The 17,269-nt window shown below is 46.3% G+C and carries 14 protein-coding genes and 1 pseudogene; 10 read left to right on the forward strand and 5 right to left on the reverse strand.

Annotated elements, in window-relative coordinates:
• Positions 1–161: 161 nt before the first annotated feature.
• Positions 162–386, reverse strand: coding sequence for a type II toxin-antitoxin system HicB family antitoxin (locus QUB63_RS29610; RefSeq protein ID WP_332948943.1), 225 nt, complete (start codon positions 384–386; stop codon positions 162–164).
• Between QUB63_RS29610 and QUB63_RS29615 the strand changes: the two genes are divergently transcribed.
• The 3 genes from QUB63_RS29615 to QUB63_RS29625 all read left to right on the forward strand — a co-directional run bounded on the left by QUB63_RS29615 (position 385) and on the right by QUB63_RS29625 (position 2,874).
• Positions 385–513 carry a hypothetical protein gene (locus QUB63_RS29615; RefSeq protein WP_332948944.1) on the forward strand — a complete coding sequence of 43 codons (129 nt, stop codon included), beginning with the start codon at positions 385–387 and terminating at the stop codon, positions 511–513. The genes QUB63_RS29610 and QUB63_RS29615 overlap by 2 nt on opposite strands.
• Positions 514–539: 26 nt before the next feature.
• Positions 540–1,835, forward strand: a complete 1,296-nt coding sequence (gene purB, locus QUB63_RS29620) for an adenylosuccinate lyase (protein WP_332948945.1) — start codon at positions 540–542, stop codon at positions 1,833–1,835.
• A 313-nt stretch (positions 1,836–2,148) separates the two neighbouring features.
• A complete protein-coding gene (locus QUB63_RS29625) occupies positions 2,149–2,874 on the forward strand; it encodes a M15 family metallopeptidase (protein WP_332948946.1) in 726 nt (241 codons plus the stop codon).
• A gap of 191 nt (positions 2,875–3,065) precedes the next feature.
• On the opposite strand, the gene QUB63_RS29630 is transcribed toward QUB63_RS29625, so the two are convergent.
• Positions 3,066–3,911, reverse strand: a complete 846-nt coding sequence (locus tag QUB63_RS29630; protein ID WP_332948947.1) for an SH3 domain-containing protein — start codon at positions 3,909–3,911, stop codon at positions 3,066–3,068.
• A 327-nt stretch (positions 3,912–4,238) separates the two neighbouring features.
• On the opposite strand from QUB63_RS29630, the gene QUB63_RS29635 reads away from it, so the two are divergent.
• Positions 4,239–5,606 (forward strand): NACHT domain-containing protein, encoded by a 1,368-nt coding sequence (locus QUB63_RS29635; protein ID WP_332948948.1) that lies wholly within the window; start codon positions 4,239–4,241, stop codon positions 5,604–5,606.
• A 191-nt stretch (positions 5,607–5,797) separates the two neighbouring features.
• Here the strand turns inward: QUB63_RS29635 and QUB63_RS29640 are convergent, their stop codons facing one another.
• Positions 5,798–6,373, reverse strand: a complete 576-nt coding sequence (locus tag QUB63_RS29640) for a Uma2 family endonuclease (protein ID WP_332948949.1) — start codon at positions 6,371–6,373, stop codon at positions 5,798–5,800.
• Positions 6,374–6,571: 198 nt separating this feature from the next.
• Between QUB63_RS29640 and QUB63_RS29645 the strand changes: the two genes are divergently transcribed.
• From QUB63_RS29645 to QUB63_RS29660, 4 genes are all read left to right on the forward strand, one after another.
• Positions 6,572–7,555 (forward strand): alpha-ketoacid dehydrogenase subunit beta, encoded by a 984-nt coding sequence (locus QUB63_RS29645; protein ID WP_332948950.1) that lies wholly within the window; start codon positions 6,572–6,574, stop codon positions 7,553–7,555.
• Between the two features lie 214 nt (positions 7,556–7,769).
• A complete protein-coding gene (gene secD, locus QUB63_RS29650; protein ID WP_332948951.1) occupies positions 7,770–9,164 on the forward strand; it encodes a protein translocase subunit SecD in 1,395 nt (464 codons plus the stop codon).
• Between the two features lie 183 nt (positions 9,165–9,347).
• The gene (secF, locus tag QUB63_RS29655) at positions 9,348–10,316 is read left to right on the forward strand and encodes a protein translocase subunit SecF (protein WP_332948952.1); all 969 of its coding nucleotides are present in this window, start codon (positions 9,348–9,350) and stop codon (positions 10,314–10,316) included.
• 140 nt (positions 10,317–10,456) lie between these two features.
• The gene (locus QUB63_RS29660) at positions 10,457–10,840 is read left to right on the forward strand and encodes a hypothetical protein (protein WP_332948953.1); all 384 of its coding nucleotides are present in this window, start codon (positions 10,457–10,459) and stop codon (positions 10,838–10,840) included.
• Between the two features lie 126 nt (positions 10,841–10,966).
• Here QUB63_RS29660 and QUB63_RS29665 read toward each other — a convergent pair whose 3' ends face one another.
• Together QUB63_RS29665 and QUB63_RS29670 are read right to left on the reverse strand one after the other, a co-directional pair.
• A complete protein-coding gene (locus tag QUB63_RS29665) occupies positions 10,967–12,451 on the reverse strand; it encodes a sensor histidine kinase (protein ID WP_332948954.1) in 1,485 nt (494 codons plus the stop codon).
• Positions 12,452–12,887: 436 nt separating this feature from the next.
• Positions 12,888–15,713, reverse strand: coding sequence for an AAA-like domain-containing protein (locus QUB63_RS29670; RefSeq protein WP_332948955.1), 2,826 nt, complete (start codon positions 15,711–15,713; stop codon positions 12,888–12,890).
• Between the two features lie 550 nt (positions 15,714–16,263).
• Between QUB63_RS29670 and QUB63_RS29675 the strand changes: the two genes are divergently transcribed.
• Both QUB63_RS29675 and QUB63_RS29680 read left to right on the forward strand, forming a co-directional pair.
• Positions 16,264–16,665, forward strand: a complete 402-nt coding sequence (locus tag QUB63_RS29675; RefSeq protein WP_332948956.1) for a DUF4342 domain-containing protein — start codon at positions 16,264–16,266, stop codon at positions 16,663–16,665.
• A 463-nt stretch (positions 16,666–17,128) separates the two neighbouring features.
• Positions 17,129–17,269 (forward strand): annotated as a pseudogene (locus QUB63_RS29680) (RNA-guided endonuclease TnpB family protein); the annotation flags it as partial.

Genomic DNA, 17,269 nt, shown 5'->3' on the forward strand with positions numbered 1-17,269 from the left:
TCAGCTTCTCAATCGTCTATTAGCAATCTTTCGCGTCTAGACATTTCTGGATTAGGGTTGCGATCGCTAACATTCACCACCTCTCATCAGTGTATCATCCTATACTGCGGTACTCATGATTTTTTACATTTCTTAACCACCTCATCAATAAAACAACAATTTCATGCAGCCTGAAATAATAGTTCTAGCTTCTTAGTTGCTGGCAATGGTTTACCTTCAGCTTGACAACTCTCAATTAGTAATTCTATTAACTCTCGCGCATTGTATATAGCTTCTTCATAAGAATCTCCGTGAGTTACCGGCTGCATTACATCCTCAAAATCTGGCAAAAACACGAGAAAGCATCGATCGCCCTCTGACCATTGGATAACAACTGTATATTTCATGGTTCTGAAGTTTCGGGTTGAAATTATTGTAGCCGATCGCCCTTTTACCCGCTTTCTCCCACTTTTACCCGATCGCCCCAAATTCCGCATCCCGACTCAAGACGGAGGCCTCGCAGAGGTACAATAGGACGATCGCATTCCCCAACTCCCACCGTGATAGAGCGCTACACTTTGCCCGAAATGGGCAACATCTGGACTGAAACCGCCAAACTCAAAACCTGGCTGCAAGTAGAAATCGCTGTCTGCGAAGCTCAAGCCGAACTCGGCTACATCCCCGCCGCCGCAGTCGAAGAAATCAAAGCTAAGGCTAATTTTGACCCCAAACGAGTCCTCGAAATTGAAGCCGAAGTCCGCCACGACATGATCGCCTTCTTGACAAATGTCAACGAATATGTAGGCGATGCCGGCCGCTACATTCACCTCGGCTTAACCAGTTCCGACGTACTCGATACCGCTTTGGCGCTGCAATTAGTCGCCAGCGTCAATATCTTGTTAGAACGTGTCGAAGAATTGAGTCAAGCTATTCGCTATCAGGCTCAACAGCATCGCAATACCGTCATGGTTGGCCGATCGCACGGAATTCACGCCGAACCCATCACCTTTGGCTTTAAACTAGCAGGATGGCTGGCAGAAGTCTTTCGCAACCGCGCCCGATTGGTAAATTTGCGATCGTCCATTGCAGTCGGCAAAATCTCCGGCGCAGTCGGAACCTATGCTAATATTGACCCGCGAATCGAGGCGATCGCCTGTCAAAATCTCGGACTCGAACCCGATTGTGCATCGACTCAGGTCATTTCGCGCGATCGACACGCCGAATACGTCCAAACCTTAGCACTCTTAGCAGCATCGATCGAGCGTTTTGCAGTCGAAATTCGCAACCTGCAACGCACCGACGTTCTCGAAGTCGAAGAATTCTTTGCTAAAGGGCAAAAAGGCTCATCCGCCATGCCCCACAAACGCAACCCGATTCGATCGGAAAGACTCACAGGAATGGCAAGAATCGTCCGCGCCAACGCCGTCGCAGCCTTAGAAAACGTTGCACTTTGGCACGAAAGAGACATCTCTCACAGTTCCGTAGAACGGATGATTTTGCCCGACAGTTCTACAGTAACTCACTTCATGTTAGTAGAAACCACAGACTTAGTAAAACACCTGCTAGTCTATCCCGAAAACATGAAACAAAACATGAACCTTTACGGCGGAGTCATCTTCAGCCAGCGCGTGATGCTAGCCTTAGTAGAAAAAGGCACGAGCCGCGAAGACGCCTACAAAATTGTGCAATCTTGTGCTCACGAAGCTTGGAACAAACCGGGTGGCAATTTCTACAATTTGATTGCTAAGGACGATCGGGTAACAGCTAAGATGACAACCAAAGAAATTGATGATTGTTTCGATCCCCAGTATCAATTGAGGCACTTAGATTTAGTGTATCAGCGCTTGGGAATTTGAGGATAATTAACAATTAAAAAAGAGTTCGAGAAGTAATTTATCATTCTCGCCTTCTCGCGTTCTCCCCGTTTTCCGACAGTCCGCCGGGGGTTTAAACCCCCGTCTCATAGCTAAAGTCGGTTGAAACCGACTGAAAGACTCATAAAATTAATCGAAATTTCAGATAGATTTAGAGAAATATTTTAGTTTTCTTTTAGAGGACTTTCGCTATGAGACAGGGGTTTAAACCCCTGTCGGACTGTCGGAAAAATCCGAAAATTTTCCAAGACATGAAATGCCCCAAAAACTCATAAAATATTAAATTTACAGAACCATGAAAATAAATAAATTTACCAAATATTTTATTTTATTTATACTGGTATTACTATCTGCAACCAGGCTGCACCATCCAAAATTTGTTAGCGCCCAGAAGCCGCTGAAAGTGCAAATTTCCCAGGAAGAACCAAGCCCAGTATTACCAGAAAGCATTTTCATGAGTCAACTTCCAAGTTGGGCGCGACTTGTTGACATCCGCACCGTAAATCCCAACATTCGCCTCGACATCCGCTACGCCACTGCTAACAATTTCTTGAAACGAAAACTTTACACAGTAGCAAAATGCGCTTTGAGAGCTTCTGTTGCTCAAAAGTTAGCCCTTGTTCAAACAGATTTGGAAAAAATTGGATTGGGTTTGAAAGTTTACGATTGCTACAGGCCTTTTTCTGTTACTAAACAAATGTGGGAATTTTTGCCAGATCCGAATTATGTTGCCAATCCTGCTAGGGGTTCGAGGCACAATCGCGGTGCGGCTGTGGATTTGACTTTAGTCGATCGCACTGGCAAAGAATTAGAGATGCCAACGCCTTATGACGATTTTACCAAAAAAGCTCACAGAGATTACCAGGGCGGCAGCGCGCAATCTCGGAAAAATCGTCAAGTGCTGGAAGATGCGATGAAAAAACAGGGATTTATTGGCATCAGCACAGAATGGTGGCACTTTGATTCAGAAGATTGGCAGAAATTTGCGATTCTTGATATATCGCTTACTGAAATTCCTTAATTAACTAAGACGGCGGTTAAAACCGCGTCTTGTCAAACGAAGACGGCGGTTAAAACCGCGTCTACACAAAGGAAGTCCGCCGGACGCCGACTGAAGAAAAGAAGGTAATTTTAACCGCCTACTCTTCAACCGGCGTCCGGCGGGTTTTGTCTGTATAAACCTGGTTTCAACCGCCCGGTATTCTTGGGAATTTATCGGACTCGCACATAAAATTCGTATTCATAACCACGGAAATTTGAGTCGAGTTGAAATGTGTAATTTCCAGTAACAGGCATTTTTCCTGTCCACTCGGTTTTCTCCTCTTGCTTATATGGATCTCCTGCTAAAAGTTTGCCGCCAGGAGTGATAATTGATGGGAAAACATCTTTCCGATTCTTAACAGTCATGGTTTGACCTTTTGTGGCGCGAATCTTGTAAGAGTGAGTGCCGCCGCCGATGATTCTACCTTTAACAATTGCTTCATCTCCCCCCGGCAGAAAATTAATCTGCTGGTTGACGTTAGAACAACTGCTTTCGGTGCGGTTTTTAGCAATCCAACCGGGCGGTTCGGTAATTCGCAGCCAACCGTTATGTTCTTCGGCGACTGAAACAAAGGTATTATTTTTGAGTTTTCCTACTATTGTGCTGCCGCTTACTTGCGGGTGCGATCGCACATTCAGCGGTGGATTCGGATCGCTGACTACAGCCATACTGATTTTACATCCCGAATTTGGCGGTGTGACAACTACCGGGCCAACTTTTTCCTGCGAGACTCCGGCGATTAGCGGTGGTTGAAGTGCGGCGCTTTTGGCTGGTTGAGATTCAGATTTCGGGGCTTCCGCAGCCTGGGTTTGTACTTGCAGGGGTTCTGGTTGCTCAGATTCGGGGTTGTTCGCCGGAAAAAGTGCGATCGGGTTTCTGACGGCTGCTGGGGATTCTGCAAAGGGGGGATTTGATTGTTGAATCGCACCAGACTGTATAGTTGCAGCAGCCACTCCCACCGCTGTTGCTAATCCTGCTAAGCCTGTGATGATGATTTGAGTAGAAGTAAATGACATAAAAACCCCCTCTGTATTTATACTGATAATTTTTGTTTCGGAGTTGGCGCGATCGCCAGTTAATCTATAGGGAAAATACGTAATTAGGCGGATTTATCAAGATTTTCCCGGAAAATGGGGGGCGCGAGCCCTGCGATTTAGAGTGAAAATACTTAATCAAGGGTAATCTTTCCGGATGAGTTGCTAAAATTTAACATCGATAATTGTCACAATAATTTCAGTCCGTCTATACTTGACACCTGTAGTGATGGTACTGTTGCTGTGAGCCAGTTGTGTTCAAATCTAGCAAGGTAAGCATCCAGCGCGAGGTGCAGTTTATTAGTTCTCATGTCAAGATTTATTCCTTTCAGATTACAACCGCCTCGCGATCGACTGCTTTCGGAGGTAAAGCGGGAAGTTCAAGCAGGGCTCGCGCAGTCTTTGCACGCTGCTGTGTTGGCTAACCTCAGCCCTGACTCGCAGCCTGTGGGTATTACCCGCTGTTGGGATGTGGAAGTGAAAGCGGGAAACCGTCCGAGTTTTCGGCTTCCTCCCAAAGCTAGCATTTCTAAAGTGTTCGATCGCACCAACGGCAAATTAGTCATTTTGGGAGCCACGGGTGCCGGCAAAACCACGACGCTGCTAGAATTGGCTCAGGTGTTAGTTTCCCGCGCCGAAAAAGATCCTAGTTTACCAATACCGGTGCTGTTTGAACTCGGATCGTGGAAAGCAGAATCCGGGGCGATCGCAGATTGGTTAATTGCTCAGCTTCAGTACAAATACAGTATCTCTGCGGCTGTAGGCAAAAAATGGCTCGCCGAACAAAAACTGCTGCCTCTCCTCGACGGTTTAGACGAAGTAGAAACCCACCGCCAAGATATCTGCATTCAAGCAATCAATCAGTTTGTCGCCAGCGAATTAAAACCCAAACATTTAGTAGCTTGCAGCAGTTTTGAAGTCTACAAAAACTGCCCAACTAGATTTAAACTGCAAGCAGCAGTTTTGTTGAAACCTTTAACAGAAACTCAAATTCAAAATTACCTGATCGAAGCCCGAAGCCGCGAACTTTGGTACAGCATTGAGAACGAGCCGGAGTTGCTAAAATTGGCCAAATCTCCCTTATTATTGAGCATGATGGCTTTGGCTTATGATGATATTTTAATCGAATCTTGGAAGCGCATAAATTCCGCAGAAGAACAGCGCAAATATCTGTTAACTGCCTACATCCGCCACCAAATGACCGGGGAAGTCAAGCAGTATCCCAGAAATAAGGAACTGCGGCCGGAACAAATTCGCCGCTGGCTGGGATGGTTGGCGAGAAGGATGGAACAGCAAGGAACTCAAGAATTTTACCTCGATCGCATCCCGTCGAGCTGGTTGCAAACAGGCGAGGAGCAGCGGAAGTATCAGTTTGGGGTTAAGCTGCTTGGCGGGCTAATTTGGGTGATTTTGGGATTAATTTTCACCGTTGTCTCCGGGTCGATTTGGGGATTGATTGCGGGTGCTGCGGCTGCGGTAATTAGTGCTTTGCTGCCGCCAATTCCGGCGATTGACAGTTTGATATTGCGCCTCGTGCTGTGGTCAAACGGTTATATTCCTTGGGATTACAAGCGTTTTCTGGATGCTGCGGGCGATCGGCTGCTGCTGCAAAAAACGGGCGATCGGCGCTATCGATTTATCCACGATTTATTGCAAAAGCATTTTGCTGAAATTTAAATGCAGGAGCTTGACAAAATCCCATATTTGTGATATGAAAAAACGGGCGGTTGAAACCGCTTCTACACAAACAAAACCCGCCTCCGCGGGTTGAAGAGTAACTCATAAAAATGCGTTACTTTCTTCATTCCGCGGAGGCGGAATTAGTTTTTATAGACGCGGTTTCAACCGCCGTCTTATCTTATTGGGTGCTAAGAGAACTTTGGTGGTATTTTTGCCATCTGAAATAGCTGTGACGCAGTAAATTCTAATCCCTCAAAAAGTGGCTCTTTTAATAGGGTATCTCCCATATAAGTCTGCGGTGCTGCATCCGGGTAAAAAACAGTAATGCTTCTAGCCCGGGTATCTACTACCCAAACCCGCAACACCTGAGCATCTAAATAATTTCTCGCTTTAGCCGCTAACTGACCGAAAGTTTGTTCGGGTGAAATAATTTCTATGACTAATTCTGGGGCGACAGGACAGGCTTCATCTTGATTCCAGTCAGGAGACAAGGGTTGGTAAGAAACATATAAAAGGTCTGGTACAGGAACCCAGTCTCGCCCCAGTCGGGTTAATTTTACCGCCCATTCTACACCAATTTCTCCCCGTTCTTCACCCCACGGCTCCAAGATTTTTATTAAGCTTCTAGTGAGGCGAGAATGAAATTTTTTTGGTGACATCTTCGGTACTGCTTGCTCGTCAACAAGTTCGCAGGTAATATCGCCTTCTCCTTCGGGGAGAGCGAGAAACTCTTCTAGAGTTAGTTCAGTTTTTGTCGGGAGCATAATCTTCCTCTGCTGTGGGCGGGGGAATTCCCGCCTGTCTAGTTAACTTAAATATTGATTGACATAATACAAATGTTATGATAGACATTGGCAAAATTTCCAGTCTTAACTGCCAAATGTACGATCGCATCCTCATCGACACCCCCAAAAGGTTAAGATTCTAATTCTGACCCTCCTGCAATCATTGCTTCACCTCCTATGGCAGAAACCTTATTGTTCAACGCCCTCCGCGAGGCGTTAGACGAAGAAATGGCCCGCGACTCAGCCGTATTCGTACTCGGCGAAGACGTAGGTCAATACGGCGGTTCCTATAAAGTCACCAAAGACCTCTACAACAAATATGGCGAACTAAGAGTGCTCGACACCCCGATCGCCGAAAATAGCTTTACAGGCATGGCAGTCGGCGCAGCAATGACCGGATTGCGCCCGATCATCGAAGGCATGAACATGGGCTTTTTGCTCCTCGCCTTCAACCAAATTTCCAACAACGCCGGAATGCTGCGCTACACCTCCGGCGGCAACTTCAAAATGCCGATGGTAATTCGCGGGCCCGGCGGCGTGGGGCGGCAACTCGGCGCCGAACACTCCCAGCGGTTAGAAGCATACTTCCAAGCAGTACCGGGTTTGAAAATAGTCGCCTGTTCGACTCCCTACAACGCCAAAGGACTGTTAAAATCAGCCATCCGCGACGATAACCCGGTTCTGTTTTTCGAGCACGTCCTTCTTTACAACCTCAAGGAAAATTTGCCAGAAACAGAATATTTAGTGCCGTTAGACAAAGCGGAAATTGTGCGATCGGGCAAAGATGTTACCATTTTGACATATTCGCGGATGCGGCACCACGTCATGCAAGCCGTGCCCGCACTCATCAAAGAAGGTTGCGATCCAGAAGTAATCGACCTAATTTCTCTCAAACCCCTCGACATGGACACCATCGGCGAATCTATTCGCAAAACCCACAAAGTAATTATTGTGGAGGAGTGCATGAAAACAGGAGGCATCGGTGCCGAACTAATTGCTTCGATTAGCGATCGATATTTTGACGAACTCGACGCACCAGTTTTGCGGCTGTCTTCACAAGATATTCCCACACCATACAACGGCAATTTAGAAAGACTGACAATTGTTCAGCCCAACCAAATTGTCGAAGCAGTCCAAAAAATGGTAGCATTGCGAGTATAAATAGTCAGTTGATAGTTGATAGTTGATAGTTGACAGTAATTAGTTGACAGTAATTAGTTGACAGTTGATAGCTGCCATTACCAATTACCAATTACCACTGCCAACTAATTACTGTCCCAGGTAAACTGCAAACTACCTCAACCGTGCAGGAATCCACAGTCTCACCAACTGTCAACTGTCAACTGTCAACTGTCAACTGTCAACTACTATAAGTATGCAAAAACAGCGTTCAGTATTAGCCCTAATTTTGGTTTTAATCATCGCCGCTATTACTGTAATAGTAACAATTCCGACGCGGCTGGGATTAGACTTGCAAGGAGGCTCACAACTCACAATTCAGGTAAAAACTACCCCCACAATTCCCAAAATTGACCCGGGAATGTTAGAAGCAGTGCGGCGGATTGTCGAAAACCGCGTCAACGGTTTGGGCGTTTCCGAAGCATTAGTGCAAACAGTAGGAGTAGACCAAATTCTCGTACAGTTGCCGGGAGTCAATGACCCGCAGCAAGCAGAACGAGTTTTGGGGGGTACCGCCAAGCTAGACTTTCGGGAACAACTGCCGGGAACAGAAACGCAATTAGGCATTGAGAGGCAGTTGCAGCAGGAATTGCTGGCAAAGCAAGCCGAATTGAGAAACAGCAAAAATGAGGCCGCCATTAAAGAAAATCAGGCTGCTTTGAAAAGAAGCAATGAGGCGATCGCCAAACTCTACAAAAGCAGCGGACTCGGCGGCGAAAATCTCAAAGACGCTCAAGCTCAACCCACTGGTGGTAACGACTGGAATGTCGCTCTCCGTTTCGACACTAAAGGAGGCGAACTATTTGCCGAACTAACTAAAAATTTAGCAGGAACAGGACGGACAATCGGCATTTTTCTAGACGAAAGAATGATCAGTTCTCCTGTAGTAGGTGTGGAATTTGCCCAGACAGGAATTACTGGCGGCAATGCCGTAATTCAAGGTCGCTTTACAGCCCAAGACGCTAATGATTTAGGAGTGCAATTGCGCGGCGGCGCTTTGCCGGTGCCGGTAGAAATTATTGAAAACCGCACTGTCGGTGCAAGCTTGGGACGAGACAGCATTCAAAGCAGCATTAATGCAGGTATCGGCGGCTTAATTTTAGTCTTGATTTTCATGGTTGCCTACTATCGGCTCCCCGGCGTAATTGCCAATATTGCTCTGTTAATTTATGCTCTGTTAACTTGGGCAGCTTTCGTGCTGTTGGGGGTGACATTAACGCTGCCGGGAATTGCTGGTTTTGTGCTCAGCATCGGCATGGCCGTGGATGCTAACGTGCTGATTTTTGAGCGCACGCGGGAAGAGTTGCGGGCGGGGAAGACGCTTTACCGATCGGTCGAATCGGGTTTTTACCGAGCTTTTTCTAGCATTTTAGACGGCAACGTCACAACAGTTATTGCTTGTGCTGCTTTGTTCTGGTTGGGCGCGGGTTTAGTTAAAGGGTTTGCTGTAACGCTGGCCTTGGGCGTCGCAGTGAGTATGTTTACTGCTATTACTTGCAGCCGCACTCTACTTTTGGTAGTGTTGGGCTTTCCAGCGCTGCGGAAACCTCAGTGGTTTTGTCCCGATTTGTCGAAAACTGCTAATAGCTAATAGGTAATGGGTAATTGGTAATGGGTAATAGGTAATCGGTAATCGCTGTCGATAAGAGTTGCCAACAACTACAAACTGCTAAAAATTAGTTGTAAATTAATTCCCAATTCCCAATGCCCAATTCCCAATGCCCAATTCCCAATTCCCAATGCCCAATTCCCAATTCCCAATTCCCGCTAATTTATGAAATTCAGTGTTATCAAACAGCGATCGATCTGGTGGAGTATTTCCGCCGCTATCATCCTTGCAGGTATAGTGTCGATGGCGATTTCTTGGACTCGTCCCGACATCCGCGCACCGCTGCGCCCCAGTTTAGACTTTATCGGCGGCACCCGGCTGCAATTTGAACTCGACTGCACTGCACGAGAAAATTGTAAACCGATCGATATTGCCGCTGTCCGCGAAGTCCTGGACTCCCAAGGTTTGGCTGGTAGCAGCATTCAAGTTATCGGCCAAGAACAGCGCGGTTTGTCGCTGCGCACGAAAACTTTGGATGTCGAACAGCGGAGTAATTTACAAACAGCTTTGAGCAAAAAAATAGGCGCTTTTGCTCCTCAATCTACTCAAATTGATACGGTTGGGCCTACCCTCGGCAAACAGTTGTTTACTTCCGGTTTGCTGGCTTTGTTCCTTTCTTTTGCTGGCATTACTATTTATCTGACGTTCCGATTTCAGTTGGATTATGCTTTTTTTGCTTTTGTGGCTCTCTTCCACGACGTGTTGGTTACTCTTGGTGTTTTCTCGTTTTTGGGTTTAGTTCAAGGAGTGGAAGTTGACAGTTTATTTGTGGTCGCGCTCTTGACAATTATCGGTTTTTCTGTTAACGATACAGTGGTAATTTACGATCGCGTGCGGGAAGTTATCAAGCTAAATCCCGGACAGTCGATCGATCGAATTGTCGATGATGCCGTAATGCAGACGCTGGGAAGGTCAATTAACACGACGATGACCACGCTGCTGACATTGTTTTCCATCTTTTTGTTTGGCGGCGAAACCCTCAAATACTTTGCTTTAGCATTGATTGTCGGCTTTATTGCCGGTGCGTATTCGAGTATTTTCATTGCCAGCACGCTGCTAGCTTGGTGGCGCAGTCGCACGGGCAACTCCATCGCCGTCCCCGCAGAAGGTATTAACCCATCAGAAGAAGTTTAGTTGACAGTTGACAGTTGACAGTTGACAGTTGACAGTTAACAGTTGACAGTTGACAGTTGACAGTTGACAGTTGACAGTTAACCGTTAACCGTTAACTAATGACTACTGACTACTGACTACTGACTACTGACTAATAACTAATGACTAATGAAAGCGACCCAAATTTGCAAATTGAAGTCCACAGGCTTCACAAACTAACAGTTTACGGCCGTTGGTTAACTGTAATATTGCTGTGGATTAGCGTCGGTTCTTTGAGCATTTGGGGTTTGCGCGGCGAAATCGCTTTGTGGTTAGAAAACTTCACTTGGGCGGCGGTGCGCTACGGTTTATATTTTCACCGCTGGCCTACTCTCGGTTTGGTTTTGTGCTTGGGGATGACTTTAGCAGTGTTAACGAAGCAAAGTCGCAATGTGCGAGGATTGCCCCAGCGGGAAAAACAGCGTTTAGAACAACAAGTGCGCCGCATTCGCCAGCAGGGGCCGAGTCATCCTTTGTGGAAGTGGGTTTGCAAAGGTAGTCAGTAGTCAGTTGACCTGTGACAGTTGACAGTTGACCTGTGACAGTTGACCTGTGACAGTTGTCATTAATCATGAGTGCTGTCCCCGCTCGCCAACAGCTAGTGCGATCGCACAAGAGCGATCGAACAGCAGTTAGGCAAAGCGAGGTAACATATGTGCTGGGGAAGACTGTTGAAGTGGAATCTCGATCGCAAATTCTGTTCCTTTTCCCGGTTCCGAAAAGCACTTCAATTCCCCGCCGTGTTGGTTGACAACAATTTCATAGCTAATCGACAGTCCCAAACCCGTTCCTTGGCCGACAGGCTTTGTGGTAAAGAAAGGGTCAAACAACCGCTTCCGAACATCTTCTGTCATCCCCGGGCCGTTGTCATAAATTCTAATTATTACCTTTTTTCCCTCGATTAACTCCGTCCGAATCCGAATCGCAGGCATCCGACGGGTAGAATTAGAACTTGAGGATTGAGTGTTTGCACGGGAATCATTTTTCTCGCCGGCTTGCCAATTGTTCTGGCTTTTTTCATCGACATTTTCGTGTTTGTTCCACTCAACAAGAGCGTAAATGGCATTAACTAAAATATTCATAAATACCTGATTTAGCTGTCCGGGATAGCACTGCACCAGCGGCAAGTCGCTGTATTCTTTGTGAATTGCGATCGCCTCCTGCCCGGGTTTGCCTTTAAGCTGGCTTTGCAAAAGCATAATCGTGTTGTTGATACCGTCGTGAATGTTGACCGGCTTCATTTGGGCTTCGTCTAACCTGCAAAAATTCCGCAGCGACAAAACGATGTCGCGTACCCTTTCTGCACCTTGCTGCATGGAATTAAGCACTTTGGGTAAGTCTTCCAGCAAATAATCGAGTTCGATGTTTGCTGATTCCGCTTCAATTTCTGCGATGGATTCGGGACAGTGCTGCTGGTACAGGTAAAGCATCCGCATTAAACTTTCAGTATACTCTTTAGCGTGGTGCAAATTGCTGTAGATAAAGCCGATCGGATTGTTAATTTCGTGAGCTACTCCTGCTACTAACTGCCCCAAAGAAGACATTTTTTCTGTTTGAATTAGTTGGGTTTGAGTGCGCTGAAGTTCCAGCAGGGCCAGTTCTAGCTGTTGGGCTTGATACCTCAACTGTGCTTGGGATTCCCGCATCGCCACTGTTGACAGCTCGTGAATTTGCAACTGAGAAAGCAGCAGTTGGTGCACGTCTAAAAGTTTGTAATTGTCCGGCTCTACCTGCACTACAATTGGTTCGTGGATTAGTTCGGGCGATCGCTCCAAAGACTGCCGCACTGCCGTCATAATTGAGGTTTTGCGATCGAGAACCAACATATCAGTTTTAGTAAAGCGGTAGAGGATGAACAAAGGCTGTTGAGAAAATAACTCCAAGCTGTAGGGGCGGCTCATGTGTTCAAAATAACGCCGCCGCGAAATCATCCCTGTAAACTTTCCTTTCTCAGTAATGATGATGCCGGGAAGTAAAGGGTTTGCTTGAAAAATTTTAGCAACTTCGCCACCCAGACATTCTGACTCTAGGAGAAAGTTGTACAGGGTTAATTCCTCTAGAGTCGATCGCAAACCCAGCGGCGATTTCAGGGGACTCAACCCGTCAGTTTCATACACTGCTCCCTCCTTTGGTAATTGGCAGTTGCGGTTGGCTGCTAGAGTATTGACTGCGTACTATTTGCACTGCATTTTCAACTCTTTTTATAGCTTTGCAATCAACTATACTCGGCTCGCTCCCATCCAGTTAATTCAGCATGATTTGTTTTCCTTAAATCCTGCTGGTGTCACCCGGAAAGATATGGCAGGTTAGATTAATTTAACAGCAGACACCCCTTTGAAACCTGACTATTTAGTGAATTTCATCTATCTTTAATGTTTCATAACATTAATTTGATTCAGATTGATAGACATCCGCAACCTGTGCCAGTAGACTTGGTATTACTCCTTACTTAGAATTATATGACAATCAGACAAGGAGTAGCGACAAATCTGGAGCCGATCGCCAGCTTTGAGAATTCCAGCACAACCTGTTTCTGGGAATTGGCAAGAAATGTCAATTGTCAGTTGTTTCGCACAAATGCCGATCGCTCTCAACGCGCGGATTGTATTGCAGGTAGTCTCCCAGCCAGCGACAGCCGACTGCGAGCAATTTGTCAAGTTCGGTAGTTTCTTCTACTTTAGCAGCATCGAGACTCCAAAGCTTCACCGACGCATCTTTGCCTGCAGATGCTAAAGTTGTGCGATCGGGACTAAAACTCACACTCCACACATCGGCTTGATGTGCCCTAAAAGTTTGCAGCAAAGTACCGTCAGCCCGCCAAAGTCTCACCTTGCCGTCAGTGCTGCCCCCTGCAAGCATCTTGCTGTCTGCGCTCCAACTGACACTGCCCAAACCTGCTGTAGAATCGTCGAGAGTTTTGAGCAACTTGCCGTCAGCATTCCAAAGTTTCACAGTCCAATCGTGACTCGCAGAGGCAATCATCTCACCGTCTGGCGAGAAATTGCAGCCCCAGACTTCATCTCCGTGTCCCAAAAGAGTTTTCTCAAGTCGAAACTTTGTTTTCCCGCTGCGTTTCCAAAGTTTGACAGTTCGATCTTGACTGGTGGAAGCCAACATATTGCCGTCGGGACTGAACCTGACTGATGTAACTGGTCTAGTATGTCCTTTTAAAGTGTGCAGCAAAACGCCGCCGGCACCCCAAATCTTAATAGTTTTATCGGAACTAGCAGTAGCAATTAGTTGAGAATCCGGGCTAAAACTCGCACTCCAAACTAAATCTCGGTGTCCTTTCAAAATTTGCTGTAAACTTCCGTCGCGGCGCCAAATTTTGACAGTTTTGTCAAAACTTGTAGAAGCAATTAACTGACTGTCTGGACTAAAAACCAGCTCAGTAATTGACTGGCTGTGTCCCGGAAAACTCAAAATTAACTTGCCGTTAGGCTGAAACAAATTCACATGAAATTCGTCCCCCGCACTCACAATTAACTTGCCATCCGGGCTAAAATTAGCCGTATGTCCGTTAGGCAAACGATTGCGTTCTCGGACTGCATTTAGCGTTCGGTGCAGTATATTTACCGTCTGTGTTTTGAGCGCTGGGGAAACTTCAATTCCTCGCAATTTTTGGCCCGCGCTGACTGCTGCAATTAAGGCTCCTAGCTGGTCGTAGCTGAGGGAAATATCGGCGGTGGAGTTGAGCGCTTCTATGTGGGTAATTATCGCTTGTTTTTTTTGATTTTCAGCTTTCTGGGCAACTCGCTGCGCCTGCACGACGACGCTAGCAGAGATTGCGGAAATTGCAGCGAGTCCAAACAAACTAAATTGGACTGTTCGCTTGGCTTTTTGCTGAGCTTTAGTCAATACTAAATTTGCTTCGGCTAATATTTGCGAAGCTGCTTTTTCTAGTTCCAAAGCTCTTTGAACTTCCTGATTTTGGAGTTCTTGGCTAGCTGATAGGAATTGATAATCGCGATCGCCCAAACTTTTGTCTGCAGCCCAGGTTAACGCTTCTGCGAGAGCTCTGCCTTGCAGCAAGCGGGAAGTGTCGGTGCGGTTGGAGGCGAACCAAGCGCAGATAGACTCGGAGTAAGGCAGGAGCTTTGCTAATTCTTGCTGTATCCATTCTCGGTTAAAAACAGAGGCATAAATCGGGTTGTAAACTCTCAGTTTACCTCCGTCTTTGACGATTAAACCTGACAGTAAAAGTTCCATTTTTTCTGAACTGTCTTCAGAAGAAGCAGCTCGATCGATTAACTCTCCTGCTGGTTTTTCTGTGGGGTTCGGGAGAGTCACATCGCCGTCTAAAATTTGTTGGTAAAGTGCCAGCAAGCGGCCGGTGCGCTCTTGATTTCTCAGGAGGCGATCGCGAATTGTTTTGAGATGTTCCGGTTCGTCTTGAAATTCCCAATTGTCGATGGCGCTAGACTGCACTAATTCGGCAATGAATAATTGACAGTTGGCTGGGCTATTGCAGTCGCTGCTGGTTGGTGCTGCTAACTTCTGAGCTGTTAATTGACAAAGCTTTTGAGTGAGAAATGGCTGTCCTCCCGTCCATGCTAATATTTCTTTGAGAATTTCTTGGGAATTGTCGATTTTTTCGGGCCATCCTCGGGCTAAAGGTGCGGCTTCGGCAAGATCGAATCCTTTGAGTTCAATGGCGCGGCCGATATTAAAAGGAGTTCGGGTTTTGTCAGAGATTAAATCTTGAGGAGTTGCGACTCCAAATAAGGCAAAAGTCAGGCGGTTGTATTCGGGATTTTCGGCGCGTTTGTTGTAGCAGCCGCGCACCCAGGCAAAAAAGTCGTCGCTGGAGAAGTTGAGGGAGAGAATGCTGTCAATTTCGTCGATAAAAATCACGATATTGCGCTCGGTGGCCCGAAGCAATACCTGTTCGATAAATTCATTTAATCTGACGACTGGCGGCAAGTGTTCGCGATCGCGCCACCAAGTCTTGACATTCATTTTAATTTTAAAGCTGTTGGCGAGAGTGGCTGTAAAGCCTGCATACCACTGCACTGGAGTTATTTCGGCCGTGCCAATTCCTGTGATGTCAACAATTGAGCAGGCAATGTTTTCTGCAAGCAAGCGGCGGGCTGTTTGCACCCGCAGACTCGATTTTCCCATTTGTCGGGAGGTGAGCACGTAGCAAAATTCGCCTGCTTTTAACGAGTCGTAAAGTTCGCTATCTGCTGCTCTGGTGACGTAGGTAAGAGCGTTCGCCTGCAAACTGCCACCAACTTGATATGTAAATTCTGTTGCTGGCAAATCGGACACGGGCAATACAGGGGAAGCAGAAGGAAGTAATTCTAGTTTACCCGACTTTTTCCCAACCTCAATCTCAATTTGAGGAAGTTGGTTTTGTGGCGATAATATTTCGATCATAATTACTTCTCCTTCCCCTTGATTTTAAGCAATTCTCATTAGAAACTCTAAGATGTTCGTGGGAGGAACCTCGGGGGGCCGGGTTTTTTTGGGCGATCGCACGCAGTTGAATAGAAATGACTGTTGAGAAAAGTAAGCGACGGTTTCCATGTGCGGTTTGCCGAACTAGATGTGTTAACTCTATAAACGGCTGGGCGATCGCACTTTCAGTACGATGTCAGTATTTCAACCTGTACACCTGTTGAGTCTGAGTCTCTGAGAGCGTGAATGTAGCTCTAATCCTTTGGCTGTATCGATCGGAGGTTTTTCACGGGTGCGGCGGTGGGAGGCTCAGAGGTAGACAGTTAGCGTATTGGCACAAGGGGAGTGGGAGAGGGGGAGAGGGGGATTCGGGGAGAGAGGAAATTGCGCCCTCAAAGATGAAGAGAGAAATGCACGACAGCACCAGCAGCAATATCACCCAAAAGTATGATTTATCGACAAAAAGTTGCGTGTTATGTTTCTAAAGAATTCTATACAAAAATACTTTTACCGAAAAGGAGAACAAAAAATGGAGACACCTACAGACCGCCTACAAGAACCAGTCGGAGCCAGAGAACTCGAATCAATACCTGTATCGGGAAAAGTCTCTGCCGAAAAAGTTGCTGAGGTTAACTTTGAGGCGACTCCTTTAGAAACTCCTGTTTATAATACTCAGGATAAAGTTAGCGTCGAGGAGTTGAAGATTAACGGCGAGGATTTGGTTGCTAAAGTTAAAGAGCTGATTCACGAAGGAAATATCCGGCGCCTGATTCTCAAAAATGAAGAGGGACGCATTTTGGTAGAAGTTCCTCTAACGGTGGGACTTGTCGGCGGAGTCATCAGTGCGGCTTTGTTCCCAGTAATTGCAGCAGTAGGAGCGATCGGCGCATTAGTCGCTCACATGACCATTATCATTGAAAGAAAAGAGTAAAAAACTCAGTCTCCCGTAATGCTAATGTCCGGTTAATTTCCTGTCGTAAAGCTGGTTTGTAGTGAGGACTTTAGTCCTCTTTTTATTTATCAGGACTCAGGCCAAAAGTGGTTTGACGCGGGAATTATAGCGGTAAGGTGCAAGGCATGGTTCAGGGAGCATCTTAATTATTGTAAAAAGCATTTTTTGTGTTTGAGTGCTATTCAAGAGTTTTTGAATAGCGAGTCTTGTACAATAAACCTCTTGCAAAAATCGCAAATAATCTTGAAAAGCATCTGCGTTGCATCTGCATTGCATCTGCCTTGAAGGAGCGGTTTATCAAAAATCTGGGTTTAAAACCCCGTCCTTGCAGGACGGCTTTCTCTTAATGTACTATGACATCGGCTTGTTAAGCTTTGTGAACAAATTTAGCAATATTAAGCTGACGCTGTTAGCATAAGGATATCGTGATGAGGTCGAACTCATGCTAGTTTTTGAATTCAAAGCATACGGTAAAAAGCAGCAATTTGATGCTGTAGATGAAGCAATTAGAACAGTGCAGTTCATCCGTAACAAAGCATTGCGCTTTTGGATGGAAAACGAAAAAGTCAACAAGTATGACTTG

It is taken from the genome of Microcoleus sp. ARI1-B5 (assembly GCF_036705795.1).
Classification (GTDB): domain Bacteria; phylum Cyanobacteriota; class Cyanobacteriia; order Cyanobacteriales; family Microcoleaceae; genus Microcoleus.